This is a genomic window from Crateriforma conspicua (genome assembly GCF_007752935.1).
GTDB lineage: Bacteria > Planctomycetota > Planctomycetia > Pirellulales > Pirellulaceae > Crateriforma > Crateriforma conspicua.
Genome location: NZ_CP036319.1, coordinates 4,287,044 through 4,305,578 on the forward strand (window position 1 = coordinate 4,287,044; position 18,535 = coordinate 4,305,578).

Consider the following 18,535-nt stretch of genomic DNA (forward strand, 5'->3'; position numbering starts at 1 on the left):
CCGACCGCGGCCACAGCCCCCAACGGTTCACCCGAATTCGGATCCAGTCCATATCAATCGCATGAGCGCGACGAACCCTCCCCGCAGCGGCAAGGCACGGCAAAACACGCAACGTGCCGGCAAGGAACGCATCGAATCGCTTGGCTTGCCCAAACCGCGATGGGTCCAGTGGTGGCAAGACGACGACAAGTCCGAACTGGCGGTTCGCGTCGGCATCGCACTGCTGGGGGCCGTCGCACTGTTGGTGCTTTGCCAAACCTGGCGACCGCCGTTCCCCTATCGCATCGGCATGATCCCCGATCGCGAATTGTTGACGCGGGTTCGTTTGGAAGTCCCCGACGAATCGAAAACCGAAGCGGCACGTGAAATGGCCCGCCGTGGCGTGTTGGCGATGTACGTCAATCGTCCGGAACCGATCGACCAACTAAAAAGCGCCCTTCGCAACGAACTGTTCAAGATCATCAGTGCCGAATCTTTCGACACGATGCCGCCGGACATTCGTAAAGCGTTCGCGTCGTTCTATGAAGGCGATGAAGCTAGCGAAACCGGCGAGACTCCGGCGGAACGATTCAGCCTGTTCAAAAGTGTTTTGGCTCAAGACCCCGAACTGAAAAAGTTCGACGGTGCCATTTCGTCCGCGATTCTGCCGATGCGTCAGCACGGCGTGCTGCGGGCCAACCAACACACGATCGAACAGGGCGACCAGCGTTTCATTCGTGTCTTTACGCCGGGGCAACAGGCCGATGCCACGCCGTGTGATATCAGCACCGTTCGTATCGCCGAAGCGGGCAAGGAATTTGAAACGCGGCTTCGCGATGAGTTTCGCCAACGCTATGACCAAGGCGCAAGCGAATCGGTGCAAACGGTCGCAAAGATGATCGTCCATTGGTTCGTTTCCCGTTTGCCCGAAAACGAAACACTGGAATACGACGACGAAGAAACCGAGATGGCGCGGCAAAAGGCGGCCGCCGAAGTTCCGGTCAAAATGCGCGTCATGTTCACCGGCAAATCCAAATTGGCGTCGGCCGGCCAACCGCTGACCGCGGATGAACTGTCATTGCTGCGGTACGAATGGCAGGCGCTTTTGGACCAATTAAGCATCAGCGATCGCATCGCCAGGGTGGCCGCATACGGCGGACTGATCATCGCGCTGTATCTGCTGTGCGGGGCGTACATCTACAGCGTGGATGACCGCCGGTTGCTGCAAGATCCACGGAAACTGGCCAAGCTGATCACATTGATGGTTGCCGTGATCAGTTGCGCGTATTGGTTTTCACAACGAATCAGCATCCCACGCACCGAGTTGATTCCATTGGTGGTCGGGTCCATGATCGCGGCGGTGGTCTATGGTCGTGAATTGGCTTTGCTGTTGATGGCATCCGCCTCGGTCAGTCTGACTTTGTTTTTGGGTTTGCCGATTTCTGACTTGGTGGTGATGGCCGCCACCTGCACCACGTGCACGTTGTTGGTGGGCCGGATTCGCACGCGGACCCACTTGTTGTACGTCGGCAGCATCAGCGCACTGATCACGATGGCAACGGTCGTCGGCGTGGGCATCGTCACCGGACAAATGCTGTCCGATGGCACGCTGGGACAAGGACTGGAACCGATTTACCTGGGGCCGCTGTTCGGCGAAGTCGTCTGGAATCTGTTGAAACAAGCGTTGATCGCCGGTTGCTGCATCGTCGTTCCCGCCGCCGCGCTGACACCGTTTTTGCCGCTGGTGGAAAAGGGATTCGGGGTTCTGACCGATCTCAGTTTGCTGGAACTGGGCGATGCCAGTGACCCGTTGCTGCGGCGATTGGCCCAGCGCGCTCCAGGAACCTACAACCACAGCATCAACGTCGCATCGATCGCCGAAGCCGCCGCGGATGAAATCGGTGCCAACGGATTGCTGGTCCGTGTGGGCGCGTACTTCCACGACATCGGCAAGATGTTCAAACCGGAATACTTCATCGAAAACCAGTCCGGCGGGGTCAACCAGCACGATTCCTTGCAACCGGCGATGAGCACGCTGGTGATCATCGCGCACGTCAAAGACGGCGCGGATTTGGCCCGCAGCCACCATTTGCCTGAACCGATCATCGATTTCATCCTGCAACACCACGGCACCACGCTGGTGGAATACTTCTATCGCGAAGCGACGCGGCGCAGCGAGGAAGACCCCAACCGTGAAGCGGTCAGTGACAAAGACTTTCGCTATCCCGGCCCGAAACCCAAGACGTTGGAAGCAGCCGTTTTGATGCTGGCCGATACCGTGGAAAGCGCCAGCCGCACGTTGGTCGATCCGACACCGGCGCGGATTCAAGGGCTGGTCGATTCGATCGCACAAAAGAAGGTCGCCGACGGCCAGTTTGACGAATGCGGGATGACTTTCCGCCAGCTGCACCGTGTCCGGCAAAGCTTGGTCAAATCATTGACCGCGATCTATCACGCCCGCATCAAGTACCCCGGCCAACAATCGGCCTAGTTCATCGTTTGGCCGAATGTAATCACGGCCAGTTCACCCATCGGTTTCTTTATCATTTTCATGCAAGACGAATTGGACGGCGACGACGACGTTCCCATACCCGCGTCCGACGATCAGCCATTAGAGGTCGATGTTCGCATCGACGACGACATTTCATCGGCGGTGCTAGAAGCATTTGGCGGCGACACATCGCACATCATCAACCGGTTTGAAATCGCGGCTAGTGCCGCGGCACAGCATCGCGGATTCACTTCCGGCGAAATCGGGATTTTTGCAACGACCGACCCGGCCATCCGAGAAATCAACCGTTTGCACCTGAGCCATGATTACGCGACCGACGTGATCAGTTTCTCCTACCAGTGCGAATCACCCTTGGTCCAAGGGGAATTGACCGTCAGTCTGGAAATGGCACTGGCGCAAAGTCGACGGATCGGCCGGCCGCCGATCGACGAAGCCATTTTGTACGTGATCCATGGCGTGCTGCACGTGACCGGCATGGACGATCACGACGTCGACGATCGGCGGGCGATGCGGACGTGCGAACAGGCGGTTTTACGGCAACTGGGACTACCCGACGCCGAACGTTTTGATGCCGACCGTTTCGACGCGCTGGACGGCCTTGATCCGACGGACTCCGCACCCACGAGATCCACGTGAACGAATCGAACTGGTGGTGGTTGGCTTCGATCGGCGGCTTCACGCTCAGCAGCATCGGCGGGCTGGGCGTGGAATTGCTGGACCGTTTCGCGGGCCGGTCTTTGGAAGCGTACAGCCGTTTGCGAAAAAATCGCGATCGCTTTGGCAACATCCTGGATCACCAAGACACTGCGATTCGTGGCAGTGGATATCTGCGGATGATCGGAACGTCGGTCTTCTTGATCTGTGGAACGACCGCTCTGTTTTATCGCTTTGATGAACTGGCAGTCACCGCCGGACGTCATCGGACGCTGTTGGTTTGGGGGTTGGCCGCCGGCGGCATGATGATGCTGACGCATACCTGGTTGCCCGCATCACTGACACGTTTCGCGTCCACACCGGTGCTGTACCACACGTGGCCGTTTTGGCGCACGCTGTCGGTCTTGATGAGCCCGTTGTCGGCCCCCGGCGAATTGGTCGAATGGATGACGCGTCGATTGACCGGACAAGAAGAAAGCGAAGACGAAGACGAAGAACAATTGGAGGACGAAATTAGGACGATCGTCGCCGCGGGCACCCGCGAAGGCTACTTTGGTCCCGGCGTCCGAGAAATGATCCACGGCGTGATGACGCTGCACGAAGACACCGTGGGTCACATCATGACGCCGCGCGGCGACGTCGACGCGATCGATGCGTCGCTGCCGTGGCCGCAAGCCTTGCACATCATTCGCACCGCCGGTCGCACCCGGTTTCCGGTCTATCGCGATAACTTGGACAGCGTGATCGGCATCTTGTATGTCAAAGACCTGTTACCATTGCTGATCGAAGACCGGTTGCCCGAGGAATCGATTGAAACGATTTGTCGCAAGCCATGGACCGTGCCCAAGGACCGCAGCGTCGAATCATTGCTACGTGAATTTCTGCACAGCCGCAGCCACATGGCGATCGTGCTGGATGAATTCCAGCAGACCGCCGGCGTCGTCACGATCGAAGACACCTTGGAAGAAATCGTCGGCGAAATTGTTGATGAATCCGACGAGGAAGAAGAATACGAGGTTCTGGTCGTCGACGATGACACCCTGGAAGTTGACGGTCGCGTGATGATCGACGACTTGAACGATTCGACCGGCTGGAAGTTGCCCGAAAGCGAAGACTACGAAACGGTGGCCGGTTGGGTGCTTTACGCAACCGGGTCGATCCCGGTCGAAGGCGACCAATTGGTTTTGGGCGATCACGTGATCGAAGTGCTCCGAGCGTCCAATCGAAAAATTGAATCGATTCGGATTTGCCGCTCCCGCTTCCGAGACTCCAATGTCGGCTGACCTGCCGTGCTGCGGCATCGTTGGCGCATGATCATCCGTTAGGTCCGGAAAAGTTGGTCGATTCGGCGAATTTTCGGCCGCCAGGCAGCCCCCGAAGGACCCTCCGCGGCGGTGCCGCTGATTGTCGCTGCGATGCCGCCCCGCTAGACTCTGTCAGAAAACATGGGATGAATCGGCGCTTCGCGATCAGGTGTCCACACGCCCGGCTTGCTGGGTCAAGCTGCACCGATCCGATGGCCCGGACCATCCACGCTTTGCCTGCCTAGAACTGTTGTACAAGCCACCTGGAATCGCCGATGTCACAGCCTGACAATTTGGAATTGCAAACGACAAACAAAGCAACGTTTCAAATCGACGATCGGCAGTACGAGATCCCGATTGTCGAAGGCAGTGAACAGGAAAAGGCGCTGGAAATTTCCAAGCTGCGTCGTGACACCGGATTGGTCACCCTGGACGAAGGCTTCGTCAACACCGCCAGCACCCGCAGTGCGATCACGTACCTGAACGGCGAAGAAGGCATCTTGCGGTACCGCGGGTACCCGATCGAAAAACTGGCCGAGCAATGCGATTTCATCGAAACCGCGTTTCTGTTGATCTACGGCGAACTGCCCACGCGTGATCAAGCAGAAAAATTCCGCAGCGGGATTCGTGAACACACGATGATTCACGAAGACATGAAGCGGTTCTATGACGGCTTCCCCACGCATTCGCACCCCATGGCGATTCTCAGCTGTGTGGTCGGGTCGATGTCCGCGTTCTATCAAGATTCGATTGATCCCAACGATCCGTATCAGGTCGAAATTTCGATCTATCGGATGATGGCCAAGCTGCCGACGATCGCCGCGTACAGCTACAAGAAATCGCTCGGCCAACCGTTCATGTACCCGAACAACTCGCTGAACTATTGCGAGAACTTTTTGCACCTGATGTTCGCGACGCCGACCCGCGAATACTTGGTCGACCCAGACTTTGCCGAAGCGTTGAACCTGTTGCTGATCGTGCATGCCGATCACGAACAAAACTGCAGCACGTCAACCGTCCGAATGGTCGGCAGCAGCAATGCCAACGTGTTCGCATCGATCTCATCGGGCATCAATGCACTGTGGGGACCGCTGCACGGCGGTGCCAACGAAGCCTGCGTTCGCATGCTGGAACGAATCGCCAACGACGGCGGCAACGTTCGCAAGTACGTCGACATGGCCAAGGACAAGAACAGCGACTTCCGGCTGATGGGATTCGGCCACCGCGTTTACAAGAACCGCGACCCGCGGGCAACGATCATCAAAGCCAGTTGCGACAAGTTGCTGGGCAAGCTGAATCTGGACGACCCGTTGTTCGAAGTCGCCCAACAGTTGGAAGAAGTCGCACTGAAGGACGAGTACTTCATCGAAAAGAAGCTTTACCCGAACGTCGATTTCTATTCCGGCGTGATCTATCGCGCCCTTGGCATTCCCGTGCAGATGTTCACGGTCCTGTTCGCCCTGGGACGCCTGCCCGGTTGGCTGGCCCACTGGAAAGAAATGCACGACAACCCGGCGACGCGAATCAATCGCCCGCGTCAGATCTATACGGGATCCCCAGAACGCCCTTTTGTCGCAATGAACCGTCGCTAAGGAGTGCGGCGACGGCCCTTCTGCGTCTTTGGAGCCCCGGCGGCAAAAGCTAGCCGTCTTGCCGACAAGGATTGACCAGCGATCCGATCCCAGCAATCTGAACCTCACAAACGTCGCCGTCTTTCAAAAAGACAGGCGGCGTTTTTGCTGCGCCCACGCCGGGCGGCGTCCCGGTGAAAATCAGATCGCCCGGACGCAACGTCATGAACTTCGACAAATGGCTGATCAATGCGGGGATGTCAAATATCAGTTGTTCCGTCGTGCTTTCCTGAACGGTTTCGCCGTTCAAGATCATCTTCACCGCGATGCGATGCGGGTCATCGATCTCATCGGCGGTCACAATGCACGGTCCGATCGGCCCAAACGTGTCAAAGGACTTGGCCACCAACCACTGTCCGCCCGGTCGCCCCTTTTGCCAATCGCGTGACGACACGTCATGACCACACGTGTAACCGAACACATGATCCATGGCCTGGTCCGCTGAAATGTGACGGCCTTCGCGTCCGATCACGACCACCAATTCCGCTTCGTAATCCACTTGGTCCGAAATCGCCGGCAAACGGATCGTGTCGCCGTGGCCGATCAATGCCGTGTTGAACTTGCTGAAAACCACCGGCGTGTCGGGAATCTCCGATCCCGTTTCGATCGCATGGTCACGATAGTTCAGCCCGATGCAGATCACTTTTTCCGGACGCGACACCACCGGCGGCATGACCTGTGGCGTGTCCGTCCAATCATCAGCGGGTGCGGGCATGTTGCTGATGTTCGGCAACATGTCGGCCGAAAGATCCGTGCGGCTGACCCGTCCTTTGTCATAGTGGGCCCAAACCAGTTTGCCTTGTTCATCGGGAACGGTGGTGATTCGCATGGCTGCGTTCCATGGGTCGCGGGGAAAGCGTCGGGATTCGTTTGGCCCCCAATTCACCGCCTAGGACCTGTTTTCACAAGTCCCCCAGGATCGCGGACTGGCATTTCAGTCCATTCCCACACACACGTCGGATTCGATCGCGCGGCGGATCACACCGCGTCATTGGCCTCGCACTTGTATGGCCTCTGTCGGAAAGGGCAATCATCCCTGTCGTGATCTGGGGCGCCATCAACGTAGGTATGATAAAACGCCCCCGACACTCCATCCCGAAATGGCAGCGTCCCCACCTCGCCTCCTTCCTGGATCGCCCACCGTCATGACGCACCCAATCGCCAAGTCAAGTCTTCGCTGCCTACGGGCATCACAAATCAAGTCATCGGTCACTTGGGGTGTTGCCTTGATGATCGGTTTGGCGATCACTCAAACGGCCGACGCCGCTGATCGCCCCAACATCGTGATCATCATGGTCGACGATATGGGCGTGTCCGACATCGGATGCTATGGCTCGGAAATCCCCACACCCAACTTGGACCAGATGGCGGCCCAGGGTCTGAAGTTTTCACAGTTCTACAACACCGGACGCTGCTGTCCGACACGCGCGACGCTGCTGACTGGGTTGTATTCCCACCAAACCGGAATCGGCTGGATGACCACCGATCAGAAAGCCCCTGGCTATCGTGGTCACTTGAACGACCAGTGCGTGACGATCGCCGATGTCTTGGGAAACGCCGGCTACTTCACGGCGATGACGGGCAAGTGGCACGTCGGATTCAACCACGGCGTGACGCCTTGGAATCGCGGATTCGATCGAAGCTTGAATTTACCCGCCGGTGGATTGCATTTCTGGGATCAAACCGGATCCAAGGGCGGCACCAAGATGTACTTCAACGGCGAAGAAGTACCGCGGGACGATCCGCGTTTCGATCCGCCCTGGTACGGCACCGACCTGTGGACCGACCAGGGCATTCGATTCATCGACGAAGCGATCGCTGCGGACAAGCCGTTCTTCCTGTACCTGGCCCACGTCGCACCGCACTTTCCCTGCATGGCCCCGGAAGAAACGATCGCCAAGTATCGCGGTCGCTACATGGACGGCTGGGACCAATTGCGACTGGAACGGCATCGCCGCCAAATCGAAAGCGGCTTTGTCAGCGCCGATTGGGACCTGACACCGCGTCCCGAACAGATTCCCGCATGGGATTCGTTGAGCCACGAAGAACAGAAACGTTATGACGACATGATGGCGATCTACGCCGCCATGCTGGACGAAGTCGATCGAAACGTCGGCAAACTGAACGCGGCGTTAAAAGAGCGTGGGCAATTGGATAACACGCTGATCCTGTTCCTTTCGGACAATGGTGGAAACTCAGAATCCGGTGTCAGCGGACGTTACGAAGGCGACCATCCCGGCGATGCCCATTCCAATGTCTTTGTCGGTCGATGTTGGGCTCATCTCAGCAACACGCCGTTTCGCAAATACAAGCACTACAATCATGAGGGCGGCATCGCGACGCCATTGATTGCCCAATGGCCGGCCGCCATTAATCGTGACCACACTCGCAACGGCTGGGTCGACACGCCCACACATTTGATCGACTTGATGGCCACCTGTGTCGACCTCGGGCAGGCGGACTACCCGGACCAACACAACGGACAAACGATTCATCCGATGGCGGGCCAGAGCCTGCGTCCGTTGCTAACAGGGCAGGGGGATTTTGATGACCGGCCCTTGTACTGGGAACATGAAGGTAATGCTGCGATACGTGTTGGTTCCTGGAAATTGGTTCGGCAAGGCATGCGTGGAAAGTGGGAACTGTTCGACCTGGCGGCCGACCGCACCGAACAACATGACCTATCGGCCGAGTACCCCAGCAAGGTCGAACAAATGCGGACGCAGTGGCGAACCTGGGCCAAGAGCGTCAACGCCATCCCCAAGCCGACCAAAAAGAAATCCTAGGACAATTCCAATACCATTTTTTGGCATAGGAATTTCATTGCCTCGCTGGTGTCTTCCTTGATGGCTTCGCTCGCGCCAGACCTTGTCTTTGATTTTTAGATTCCTGATCAGTGCCCCCCCCCCGAGAATCGAACCCGACGTGCGATCGTGTCAGCGTTTCCCTGACTCATCGCTATCAAACCTGATGGATCGCTGGCACCGGATCTCCATTACAGCGCGTCCAACTTGTTTTGACGTGCTTGGCATCGCTTCGGGTAATGCAAAGCATACCGCCAAGCAATGAATGATATCGCATAGCACCCTAAACCTGAAAACCGAACGCCGAACCTGACCTCCGCAGGGCGTTCCGCTTCGTTCCTCCGGGGGACAGCGGATGCGCAGACATCGGACCGAAGTCGACGGCAGACAGAAGCCCCGCCGGCAAGAAAAAGCTCGGCGGTCTCTACTGAGCAATGCCGACGCGGCCCCGACCACACCGCGCAACCGCCTGCACCGGGAAATCAACACAAGGTGGGTGGCACCTTTCGGCAGACCAGACCGAAGATGCGCGACTCAAACTCAAGTCGCTCTATCCCGCAGCATGACACCTATAGCTGGATCGACCACTACTGGTCTAGGATTGGTCGAACGCATCGATTGAACACTCATCAACGACGCCTGCCTGCTTTGTTCTCCCGGGCATCATTCTTGGGCGATGAAATGAAAAGATCTGCCGGAGTCTCCCACGGATCGGCCCGGATGATGCCCTTGAATGGAAGTAGTTTTCCATTGCTGCGATCATATGTTTTGCCGTAGTGATCCATGACCAATTCCAAGTAATCTTCTCGCTCAGAATCGGTCCAGTGTTGAGGAACCTCTTTGCCAAAACGCCACGAGAGTTTCAAGAAGTGAATCTCGTCGAAAGCATCGCCACGGCCAAACTTTTTCCCCTGGAACTCCATTCGGCTCGGGACAAAATTCGTCCCCACGCGTTTCCACTCGCACAGCGTTCGCGAAATCACTCCCAACTGCTTCTGCTCGTTAGATACATGAGAAGTTGATACGGGCAGATATTCTTTGGTAGCATCCATAACCAGCGTGATTGAAGTACCTCGATTTTCGTCGCCCTTGCGCCACCGTGACAGCAATTTACCACCCGGTTGCTCTTCGACGGATAGAAGCTTAGAAGATCTCAAGAACTTATTCTCCATCATGCCTCGTGTCGGGCTCGTGGATCTGAGTTCGCTTGCAAGGCTGATTAGATCTTCAAAGGGATCGACATAGAAGACCTTCCCGACCCTGACGACGCCTGCCGCGGCATCGCGCTTACGCTCTTTCTCGCCATAAGAATAGAGTCGATTCGAGTTGGTTGGCCCGCCGCCAAATCGGACCTGACCCCGACACAGCACCTTTTCGTTCCAAGTCTGTGTTTGGTAATCTCTGCCCAAAGTGCCTGGCAGGTTCAGAAATCCGTTGGCGACGTATTCAAAACGTTTTGCGCGATCTGCGATCTGAATGTAGTACAGTGGATTGACTTGCGGGTCATGCTTCTTGCCGACAAGGTACCGTTCACCCTCGATAAAAAGGCATCGACGTCTTTTTAGCATCGCATCCCGATGCACCGCGAAAGCAGCTAGACCGTCATAGACATTTCCCACCAAACGTTCGTCGACGGATTCGACTTCTCTCGTTGCTCGAGTTTGGCCAACCAGAACGCTTCCGTGGAGCGACAGGATCACTATTGCCAACACCTGCGGAACACATCTCGCGTGGCTCAGATTAACATGCTTTGTCATTTAACACTTCTCCCGATCCCTGCGCACTACAACTTGATGGGAAATCTGTCCTGATAGCAGCCCTACCCGAAACGTATTCTACATACCTTTCGCAGTTGTTGCACTCTTGCCAGAATCCGTTTAAGGCGAGGGAGTCAACAACCCAGACTGCGGGATCACGAGGACTAGGTGATGGAGACACAACGGGTTACTACCGGCGATCAATTGTCTCGTTAGGCGAGCATCTGTCTCATTAATTGAGTTCATTCATTCCGACGTGAGAGCAAGGCAGCGTCGAGAAAACGTGAACCGATGGACTTTCTAGGGGCTATACACTTCTTCACATGGGGCGTTTCCCAAGGTTGGAACAGGATGGCCGTCTTCATAAGGGTTAGGGTCAGCTATGCAGGTCCAATAGTCTCGCGGGTGACCTTCTCGAAAGTCGCAGAAGCAAAAGCCAAACTCATCAACACGAGGTGGGTGGCACCTTACGTTCCCGGGCGGCGGAGGGGATTGCTATGACGCAAGCAGAAATTAGTCGAACTAAACGGCGTGTCAACACAAGGTGGGTGGCACGAATGGCACGAACTTAGGACCTAAGCTGCCGTGGCGTAACGGTTTCGGTTCGGATCACGGGGCTTTTGCATGAGCTTGTATTGTTTGGCGCGACGTTTCAATTCTCTGGGCTCCTGACGCCCTGGTCGGTTTCCCACACGAAGTTCTGAAATCGTTTCAAGTAAGTTTTTCCATTGCTGTTGGGAACGTCCGCCACATAACCTTAGCGACGCGGCGAACTCTTCCAGTGCTTGCATCGCACCGGTGAAGCTTAACCGCGTCGGCGAAAGGCGAAACTTCAATGCGGACGCTATCATCGCCGCCCGAATTAAGTTGTAGCCAATCAAGTGGCAGTGAACTTCTTTGCGAACCATCCTAGGACTTTGGCAACGCAAGTGCTCCATCGTCATCTGGGTCTTCAAGCTGCGGATATGCAGTTCCACCGACCAGCGGCGACCATAGAGCGATGCGAGGTCGTCGGCGGTATACACCTCGGCATCAAGAAGCGTTGTCGCTAAGGTCACTTCGCGCGTGCGGAAACCTTTCTGATGAATCTTGTATCGAAGGTGGCGAACAAGAATGGACTGCGGATACTCCTCATACTCTTGTGCGCTCATCCAAGACGGACGCTGCGGCTTGTGATAGGCGACCAGCTGATCAAGATAGCCTTGCTTCAGACCGCGACGAAAGTCGACCTTTCGCAAGTGATGCACCCGAGCCACAAGGTCTATCTTCTTTATCTCACTGGCAGCCAACAACCAGAAACTCGCGTAATAGCGATCGGCCAGCAAGATTCGCTCCGGTAAGATGTGGTGCAAAATGGTTCGCAGCAGCGCCGTTTCACCGGTTTGCTTTCCCTGATAAGCAGCCATGGCGACATGTTTAACCGCACCGGTCGCCAAGGAGAACACTCCGATCATGCGAGCGATCGGAAATCCACAACCAGGTTTCTGACTGGCCATCTGTGGATACTCTTTTTGATTCTCCGGGGTGTCGGCCATCGTGACGGTCCAGCCGTCAACCATTTCAACGACGCGGCCACACCACAGCCAGGCTTCATCGACAGCTTCTTCGCAACGATTGGCAACGTCATCGAGCAATCGTTCAAACAACGCTTCGGGCAGACGACTTCGCGCCCTGCAAAATGCCGTTGTTTTACCGCTGACCTTTGCGAGCCCCCTTGCGATTCGCCACGCGTTGAATCGTCCAACCGCGTTTTGACAACTCTTGTCGGCGGAGATGACTTGCATGACAAACAGCCACACGGTGACCATCGGATTGTAGATTCGGTCGCGCCATTGATACTCAATTTCTTCGCACAGGCGATGAACGCTTGGGTCGGGACGAAGGAACCGGTAAACCAGGGATGAAGTGGAGTTCAGCCTGTTTTGAAGTTCGGTGGTGGACTCGTTAAGCTCAGTGCGCACGGCAGGGTCTCCTTGAATCGGTATCGATATCACCAACCATTCAGACGGATTCTGCCGTGCTCTTCAATATCTCCCTGGAACGGAAACTGCTCCACCGATTTGCTTGCACTGCCGGTAGTACCAGCAAAACCGCCAGCTCACTACATGTTGTGAATCCCGACTAAGTTCGTGCCATTCCGGATGGACCGGTTTTTTGGTCAGCAACGCGTTTAAGAGCATCTGATAGCATCCCTTGCATGTTTCGCTACATTCTTCTCGATTTACTGCGCAAATGCAATGACAGTAGCACTTCGCAAAGAGCTTTTCTCGCAACTCTCTGAGCTTCATATTTATTGGATTCTTGACAATCGGATGTATGGGTGGAAGGGGAAAGTCCATTTCACAGTTTGCGTGATGAATGATGGGTGAAAAGTTTCCGGTGGGATCGGTTCGGACGAGTGGACTGCAAAAACAGTAGGCGAATAGATGATTTCCGCCCGCATACCCAATCGGATCTCTGGAGCAGAACCGTCCCGCCTTCGGACCGAAAAAGCCCCCCGTCCCCTTTAAGGTTTTCTTGACGAAAAAACTTGACTTCCGGATTGACGGGGGCAACAATCCGGACAACTGGGGGGCAAGCGATGGTTACGGCCCCCGCGTATTGGTTTAGCCTTCCAATCGTTTCGGGGTTGAAGATGACGATGCAGCCGGTAGCCAAGTTGATCTCTTGTGGTCTCGCCTGTGCGAGCCTAACACATTTCTGCAAAGGGGCTTGTGGGTGAATACTCATTCACCGATTTGTCTGAGGCGGAGGCGTCCGCTGTTTTGGGTGGACAACAGCCTTGTCCTCAAGCAGGTTCGCCGGACGTTGTCGCCGGTGACTGCGAGTCAAGCGGAGTCTGCATGGGGCCCTTTCAGCGCTGTGAAGACAAAACGACATGCAGCGGCACTGGCGAATACTCAGAGCCAAACGTCGAAGGCTACAAGTGCGGGCATATCGTCGGACATGGCACGTTTTGTATACTGGGGATCGACAATGAGCCGTGCGTACGTCGTCGCACATGTTATGAAGAGGACTACGTTGGATGCGTGCCGGGCACGATAACCAGCACCGTGTGCGCTCGAAGTAACTGTATCGATGACGTTTAGACGGCTGATGGGTAGGGCACATTCTTCGCTTAGCCAGCGTGTCCAATTTGTAAGCTTGTTTCCTGCCAGTTTTATTTAGCGTCAGGCAAGTCGCAGCCGACTCCGTTCAATGCATTGCGAACTGGGTCTTGCAGGCGGCTTCTGACGGGTGCGATGATGAGCAGAGTTTCTCGCACGGTCGATTGATGGGATGGACCAATGGTCTCAGCGACTCGTTTGATGATTGCGTTCTGGGGCACCCTCGCTCTCGTTGGAATTGCCAGCGCAGACGATAGTGATATTAGAAGTCTACAGGAGCAAATGACTCGGATCGTGGGCCATTGGCCGAAGGGGTCGATCAATTGCGAAGTGCAGGCGGACAACACACGATACAGCGTCCAAGCCGTTTGGGCCGGTAGGGTGTCTGCTCGTGAAATCGTTCCGCTTGGTCCGTCGGGTAAGCCGATGAAGGACGAGAGACTCATTGTGTCATCGGATGGTGTGCGTTATTGTTTTTTTCGTCCCGAGAGACTTAACGCTGTCATCAAGTTCTTGCCTTCAAAGTCGCCACTTCCAATGCGAATGCGAGTTTTGCCACGCGAGAACTGGATCGAAATTCTTGACGGCATTCCCTTTTCGCAGTGGCTGGATAAACAAAGCCGTTCGGGTGTCATCGCGTCCGCTTCCAAGTCGGCGGAAGGCTGGGAGTTGATGCTGGGGGATCCGTCCGATAACGAAAAGCTGCCTCTTCAGGCTTGGTTCAATTCAGATGGTACACCGCGTCAGGTGGGGCACATCGAATCAGAGAATCACCAGGAGAGAAATCGGCTCGACCTTTCCGTGAAGTGGCGCAAAGGCAACGGCGATGATCGGGTTCCCGTTCGTTTTTCGAGAAAACATCATCTTGCGAATGGCGCCGAGTCAAACGACCTGATCATTGAAGTGAAAGATTTTTCAGAAGAGATCCAGGTGCTGTCAGAGTATTTGTCGGTGCCACCGAGAGGGCTTCCGTTTGGGACGCAAATTCGGGCCTTCCCTCGGGCGGTGGGAAAGGTGACTGTCTCGTACATCGGCGGTGATGAAGGTCGAGAACAGTACCTGCTGACCAACAATGCACGATCTGTTGGGCGTCAATCCCGACTGGTAGGCGAGTAGGCGGTACGTATGCCCTATATCACAGATACTTCGATCGAGAGAGTGCGATTCACGCCGGGGCATCCAATGATTCGAACACGTAGCATCACTGCATGCCTTATCATTCTATCGATCTGTGTGCTCCGCTCAGTGCGCGCCGATGACGGGTTCACTGGTAATTGTGGTTCTCGTTGTGTCTACGTCTATTTGCTCTCGCAGGATGAATCGCAGGATCCCTTTCCCCAGTTCGTTCGTCAACGGCCGTGGATGCAGCAAGACAAGTGCTCTCTTGATGATATTTGCACGTACCTTCAAAGCCGTGACGAGCCGGCAAGCCTTGTCCAGTTCGATGCAAACGCGATTCCCCGCTTTGCAGGCCATTTGATTGCGTCCTACGGACACGAGCATTTCGTTCTGATCTCCTCCAATGAGGAAGGAGGTCTCGCTATCACCGATCCTCCGAAACCCACGCGATTGCTAGGAGAGCATGATCGGCTGGAGTTGACGGGCACCGCAGTTCTGATCGGCCAGACACTTGAGCCATCGGGGGTGAAGTCGATTTGGTGGGTGGCTTTGGCCGCGCTGCTGCTAACGATTTATTTTGTTTTCTGGTTCAGACGCCAATAGATCGAGGCATAATTGGTATGGGGCATTTACAGAATGCGTTTATCGTCACAAGCATCAACTTAATTGTCGGATGTGACTCGGTTCGTGAGGTCGCGCCAACGGAGCCAGCGGTAGACACGAGGGATTCATTATGCGAATCCGCAATGCCGTCCTTCGAACGTCCGATCGTTGCGCTGGAAACGTTCGAGCGAGCCAACACGCCCATCAGCCACGTCTCTGAATTGCAGTGCGACTCCGACGACCTCGAGACTCTTTCCCGTATCGACACGTCGTATGGCTGCACGGAGATATCTTATGACGTCGCAGAGTTCGCCGATGGGAGGCTTCCGGTCAGGCTCAGCCTGTCGCGAAACGAGCCCACCGATTCGATCGTGCTGATCTCTGCAATGGATGAGTTCGGCGCAACAATGTGCACTCAGGAACTGGTGTATTCGGTAACGTCGACCTGCAACGCTGAGTTGGAGGAAACCAGTCTCGGTTTGATCCCTCCGGACGCGACGGCAAGCACGATTTGCACACTGTCGTTTGACACTCCGGATGATCGAGTGCCCTACCGGATCGTGGTGATCCTGAAAGACATTCAAACGGCCGCCGACGTTCAAGTGAACGTGAATGAAGTGTCTTCAAATGACTTGGAGGACACGCACGTGATTGAAGTGATCCCCGGCAACAGCCGGGGCGAGCAACTCTGTACGGTCCGATTTCTTTCGGAAGACGAGGAACGGATCTGCAAAGACCTAGTCTTAAATTGGTCGTTCGGTGGCAAAGGCTGGATCGATCCTCCATCGGTCACTCTGGGGTCAGGAACGACCCGGAAGGAGTTTGTGGCATCGCTCCCGGGTGAAGAGGCGGAGGAAGAGCGAGTTGGGGTTGAGAGCGTCACCGGACAAGGAGTTGACGTTCTGGACTGGGAATGCAAGCACCTGACCGACGATCTGTTTGAATTGAGTGTGGAGATGACGGCAGGCGATGCTGATGCTTCTCACGACCGTCGCCTCGGAATCGAGACCGAGTCGGGACAACGATTGGCTGTGACTGCCAAGAGGCCTGAGTGATGGCACGCTCCTGGCATCATGCCTCAGGAAACCGGACAGCGAATGCGTCACGGCATGGGTTCACGTTGATCGAACTCCTGTGCGTGATTGTGGTATCTGCGATCGTGATGTCGCTGCTACTGTCCGCTGTGCAATCAAGCCGTGAATCGTCCCGGCGGGTCGAGTGCGTCAGCAATCTTCGTCAAATCGGTGTTGCGACACAGTCGAGTGTCGCCAAGACCGGGGTCTTTCCACACTTCGGAATCATCGACAAAGACCTACGGGGTCCCTGGGTGCAGCTGTCGCAGGATCTGGAGATCATGCTCGCTGGTCTTGGCACGTTCGAACCTTCGCATGAGCCACCGTTCATGTTCCAGAAGAACATTCCTGCGGTGCTCACGTGTCCTTCAGATGGCGGGTTGGGCGCATCGTATCGCTTCAGTTTCGGAACATCGATCACTGCCCAGCCTACCCTCAAGGAGTTCATCAAGGATGCAGGCGACGGAATCGCGCTGTCATGGGACAAGGCCCGGAGGCCTCGCGATGTTCGCGACGGTCTCTCGAACACAACGCTTGTCGCTGAACGCCTTTCCGGAGCGGGGAGCCGACAGGTGCGGAGGTCCATTCTGGGAGCCCCATTCCTGAATCGCATTCGGAAGCCTGGCGCCAGTGGCTACACCTCTGAAGCTGTTTTGATGGAGCGTTTGTGGGAGTCCGGGCATCTTGCCTTCGATTATGGAGGAGTCGATTGGCCGTCGCGACTCCTTCAGGCGGTGGGATTCAACCATATCTTGCCGCCGATGACCCCCTACGCCGCGACCTTCAACGAGGGCGTCAACCCGATTTACGCCAACTATGCGATCCTCCCGGCCACGAGCGCCCACAGTGGCGGTGTCAATCAACTGTTGGCCGATGGCTCGGTCCAATTCGTCACGTCGAAGATCGATGCGACCGTTTGGTTGCAATTCGGTAGCGTGGGGGAATGAAGCTTGTAGATGGCACGCCTCCTCGCAGCCCCCCCAATTTGAAACCGCAAAGGGGACGGGGGCAGTTTTTCCATTTGAGAGGAGCGACGCGGTGATGTCCGAAACGTCGATGGGGCGGTTTTGCCGACGGTGGTTCTATTGCTGGCTGGTCGCCAGTGTCAGTCTGTTTTTCGTCGGAGCCGCGTTTCACTTTTTGATCCCCGTCTTTGCGCCGCATGTGCCGGAAGCGTTTGAGAACACTCACCTTTTTCGACCATGGTCAGGCTGGACATCGGCCTACATGGCGATTCACCCGCTGATCTTTGCAGTGGTTTTTTCCGCGTTCTTTTTGGGGCTGCGCGACAGAACGGCGTTTCCGGCGGGGGTTCGCGGAGGTGCGTTGTACGGGATCGGCGTTTTCGTGGTGGGCAGCCTGCCGGTTTTTCTGCTGGTCTACGCCGCCATGGCTATGACGACCGAGATCGCGGTCCTTTGGACTGTGCAAAACGCGATGCAATATCTGATCGCCGGCGCGGCGATGGGCAGCGTGGCCGACGGAGTTCATATTCAGGCGGCCGTCAAGCTTCCGGCACCAGCGAATCGCGTCTGGGATCTACTGTTGCGGAAGGATACGTTCCTTGAGATCACGCGAGGCATGATGGCGTACGAGAATACAGGCAGTTGGCCGGAGACCCTGTTTTCACCGGACACAACCTTGACGACTCGCGTGCGTCCCTTCGGTATCGGTCCCGCTTCGCGGCATGAAGTACGCGTCGTGCAGGTGGACGCATCCCAGCAGGTGATCCAAACCGACGAGTCGGGAGGCCTTGTTACGACCTGGCAACACACCATGCGGATCGAATCGCTATCGGATCAGCGATGCCGATACATCGATCGCATCTTTTTGCACGCCGGCATCATCACTCCAGCGATAGGACTGTTTGCGATGGTGTTCTATCGCTATCGCCAGCACCGTTGGAAACGCTTATTGCGGAGGAGCGTTTAATAGTCAGGCCATCTGTAAAAGGCAGGCCAAGCAGTGGCGGTGGTCAGGTCCTGAATGCTG

General features: G+C 56.0%; 14 protein-coding genes. 10 read left to right on the top strand and 4 right to left on the bottom strand.

Features of this window, described 5'->3' with window-relative positions:
• The first annotated feature begins 61 nt into the window (after positions 1 to 61).
• The 4 genes from Mal65_RS15585 to Mal65_RS15600 all read left to right on the top strand — a co-directional run bounded on the left by Mal65_RS15585 (position 62) and on the right by Mal65_RS15600 (position 6,041).
• Positions 62 to 2,470 carry an HD family phosphohydrolase gene (locus Mal65_RS15585; protein ID WP_145299435.1) on the top strand — a complete coding sequence of 803 codons (2,409 nt, stop codon included), beginning with the start codon at positions 62 to 64 and terminating at the stop codon, positions 2,468 to 2,470.
• A gap of 60 nt (positions 2,471 to 2,530) precedes the next feature.
• Complete coding sequence (gene ybeY, locus Mal65_RS15590; protein WP_145299438.1) at positions 2,531 to 3,127, top strand: rRNA maturation RNase YbeY; 597 nt, start codon at positions 2,531 to 2,533, stop codon at positions 3,125 to 3,127.
• Positions 3,124 to 4,428 (top strand): hemolysin family protein, encoded by a 1,305-nt coding sequence (locus Mal65_RS15595; protein WP_174820171.1) that lies wholly within the window; start codon positions 3,124 to 3,126, stop codon positions 4,426 to 4,428. Before ybeY ends, Mal65_RS15595 begins: the two co-directional genes overlap by 4 nt.
• A gap of 296 nt (positions 4,429 to 4,724) precedes the next feature.
• A complete protein-coding gene (locus Mal65_RS15600; RefSeq protein ID WP_145299444.1) occupies positions 4,725 to 6,041 on the top strand; it encodes a citrate synthase in 1,317 nt (438 codons plus the stop codon).
• A 49-nt stretch (positions 6,042 to 6,090) separates the two neighbouring features.
• On the opposite strand, the gene Mal65_RS15605 is transcribed toward Mal65_RS15600, so the two are convergent.
• A complete protein-coding gene (locus tag Mal65_RS15605; RefSeq protein ID WP_145299447.1) occupies positions 6,091 to 6,909 on the bottom strand; it encodes a fumarylacetoacetate hydrolase family protein in 819 nt (272 codons plus the stop codon).
• A 400-nt stretch (positions 6,910 to 7,309) separates the two neighbouring features.
• On the opposite strand from Mal65_RS15605, the gene Mal65_RS15610 reads away from it, so the two are divergent.
• The gene (locus Mal65_RS15610) at positions 7,310 to 8,866 is read left to right on the top strand and encodes an arylsulfatase (RefSeq protein WP_390621862.1); all 1,557 of its coding nucleotides are present in this window, start codon (positions 7,310 to 7,312) and stop codon (positions 8,864 to 8,866) included.
• A 647-nt stretch (positions 8,867 to 9,513) separates the two neighbouring features.
• Here the strand turns inward: Mal65_RS15610 and Mal65_RS15615 are convergent.
• From Mal65_RS15615 to Mal65_RS27535, 3 genes are all read right to left on the bottom strand, one after another.
• A complete protein-coding gene (locus Mal65_RS15615) occupies positions 9,514 to 10,641 on the bottom strand; it encodes a hypothetical protein (protein WP_145299453.1) in 1,128 nt (375 codons plus the stop codon).
• Between the two features lie 575 nt (positions 10,642 to 11,216).
• Positions 11,217 to 12,602 (bottom strand): IS4 family transposase, encoded by a 1,386-nt coding sequence (locus Mal65_RS15620; protein ID WP_145299456.1) that lies wholly within the window; start codon positions 12,600 to 12,602, stop codon positions 11,217 to 11,219.
• A gap of 63 nt (positions 12,603 to 12,665) precedes the next feature.
• Positions 12,666 to 13,208, bottom strand: a complete 543-nt coding sequence (locus tag Mal65_RS27535) for an RHS repeat-associated core domain-containing protein (protein WP_145299459.1) — start codon at positions 13,206 to 13,208, stop codon at positions 12,666 to 12,668.
• Positions 13,209 to 14,285: 1,077 nt separating this feature from the next.
• On the opposite strand from Mal65_RS27535, the gene Mal65_RS26560 reads away from it, so the two are divergent.
• The 5 genes from Mal65_RS26560 (at position 14,286) to Mal65_RS15650 (ending at position 18,475) form a co-directional block, all read left to right on the top strand.
• The gene (locus Mal65_RS26560) at positions 14,286 to 14,864 is read left to right on the top strand and encodes a hypothetical protein (protein ID WP_165701311.1); all 579 of its coding nucleotides are present in this window, start codon (positions 14,286 to 14,288) and stop codon (positions 14,862 to 14,864) included.
• A gap of 246 nt (positions 14,865 to 15,110) precedes the next feature.
• Entirely contained in the window at positions 15,111 to 15,470 is a 360-nt protein-coding gene (locus Mal65_RS15635) for a hypothetical protein (protein WP_145299464.1), read from the top strand.
• 17 nt (positions 15,471 to 15,487) lie between these two features.
• Entirely contained in the window at positions 15,488 to 16,525 is a 1,038-nt protein-coding gene (locus Mal65_RS15640) for a hypothetical protein (protein WP_231131148.1), read from the top strand.
• Complete coding sequence (locus tag Mal65_RS15645; protein ID WP_145299469.1) at positions 16,525 to 17,490, top strand: DUF1559 family PulG-like putative transporter; 966 nt, start codon at positions 16,525 to 16,527, stop codon at positions 17,488 to 17,490. The genes Mal65_RS15640 and Mal65_RS15645 overlap by 1 nt, the downstream gene beginning before the upstream one ends.
• A gap of 91 nt (positions 17,491 to 17,581) precedes the next feature.
• The gene (locus Mal65_RS15650) at positions 17,582 to 18,475 is read left to right on the top strand and encodes an SRPBCC family protein (RefSeq protein ID WP_165701313.1); all 894 of its coding nucleotides are present in this window, start codon (positions 17,582 to 17,584) and stop codon (positions 18,473 to 18,475) included.
• Positions 18,476 to 18,535: the final 60 nt, after the last annotated feature.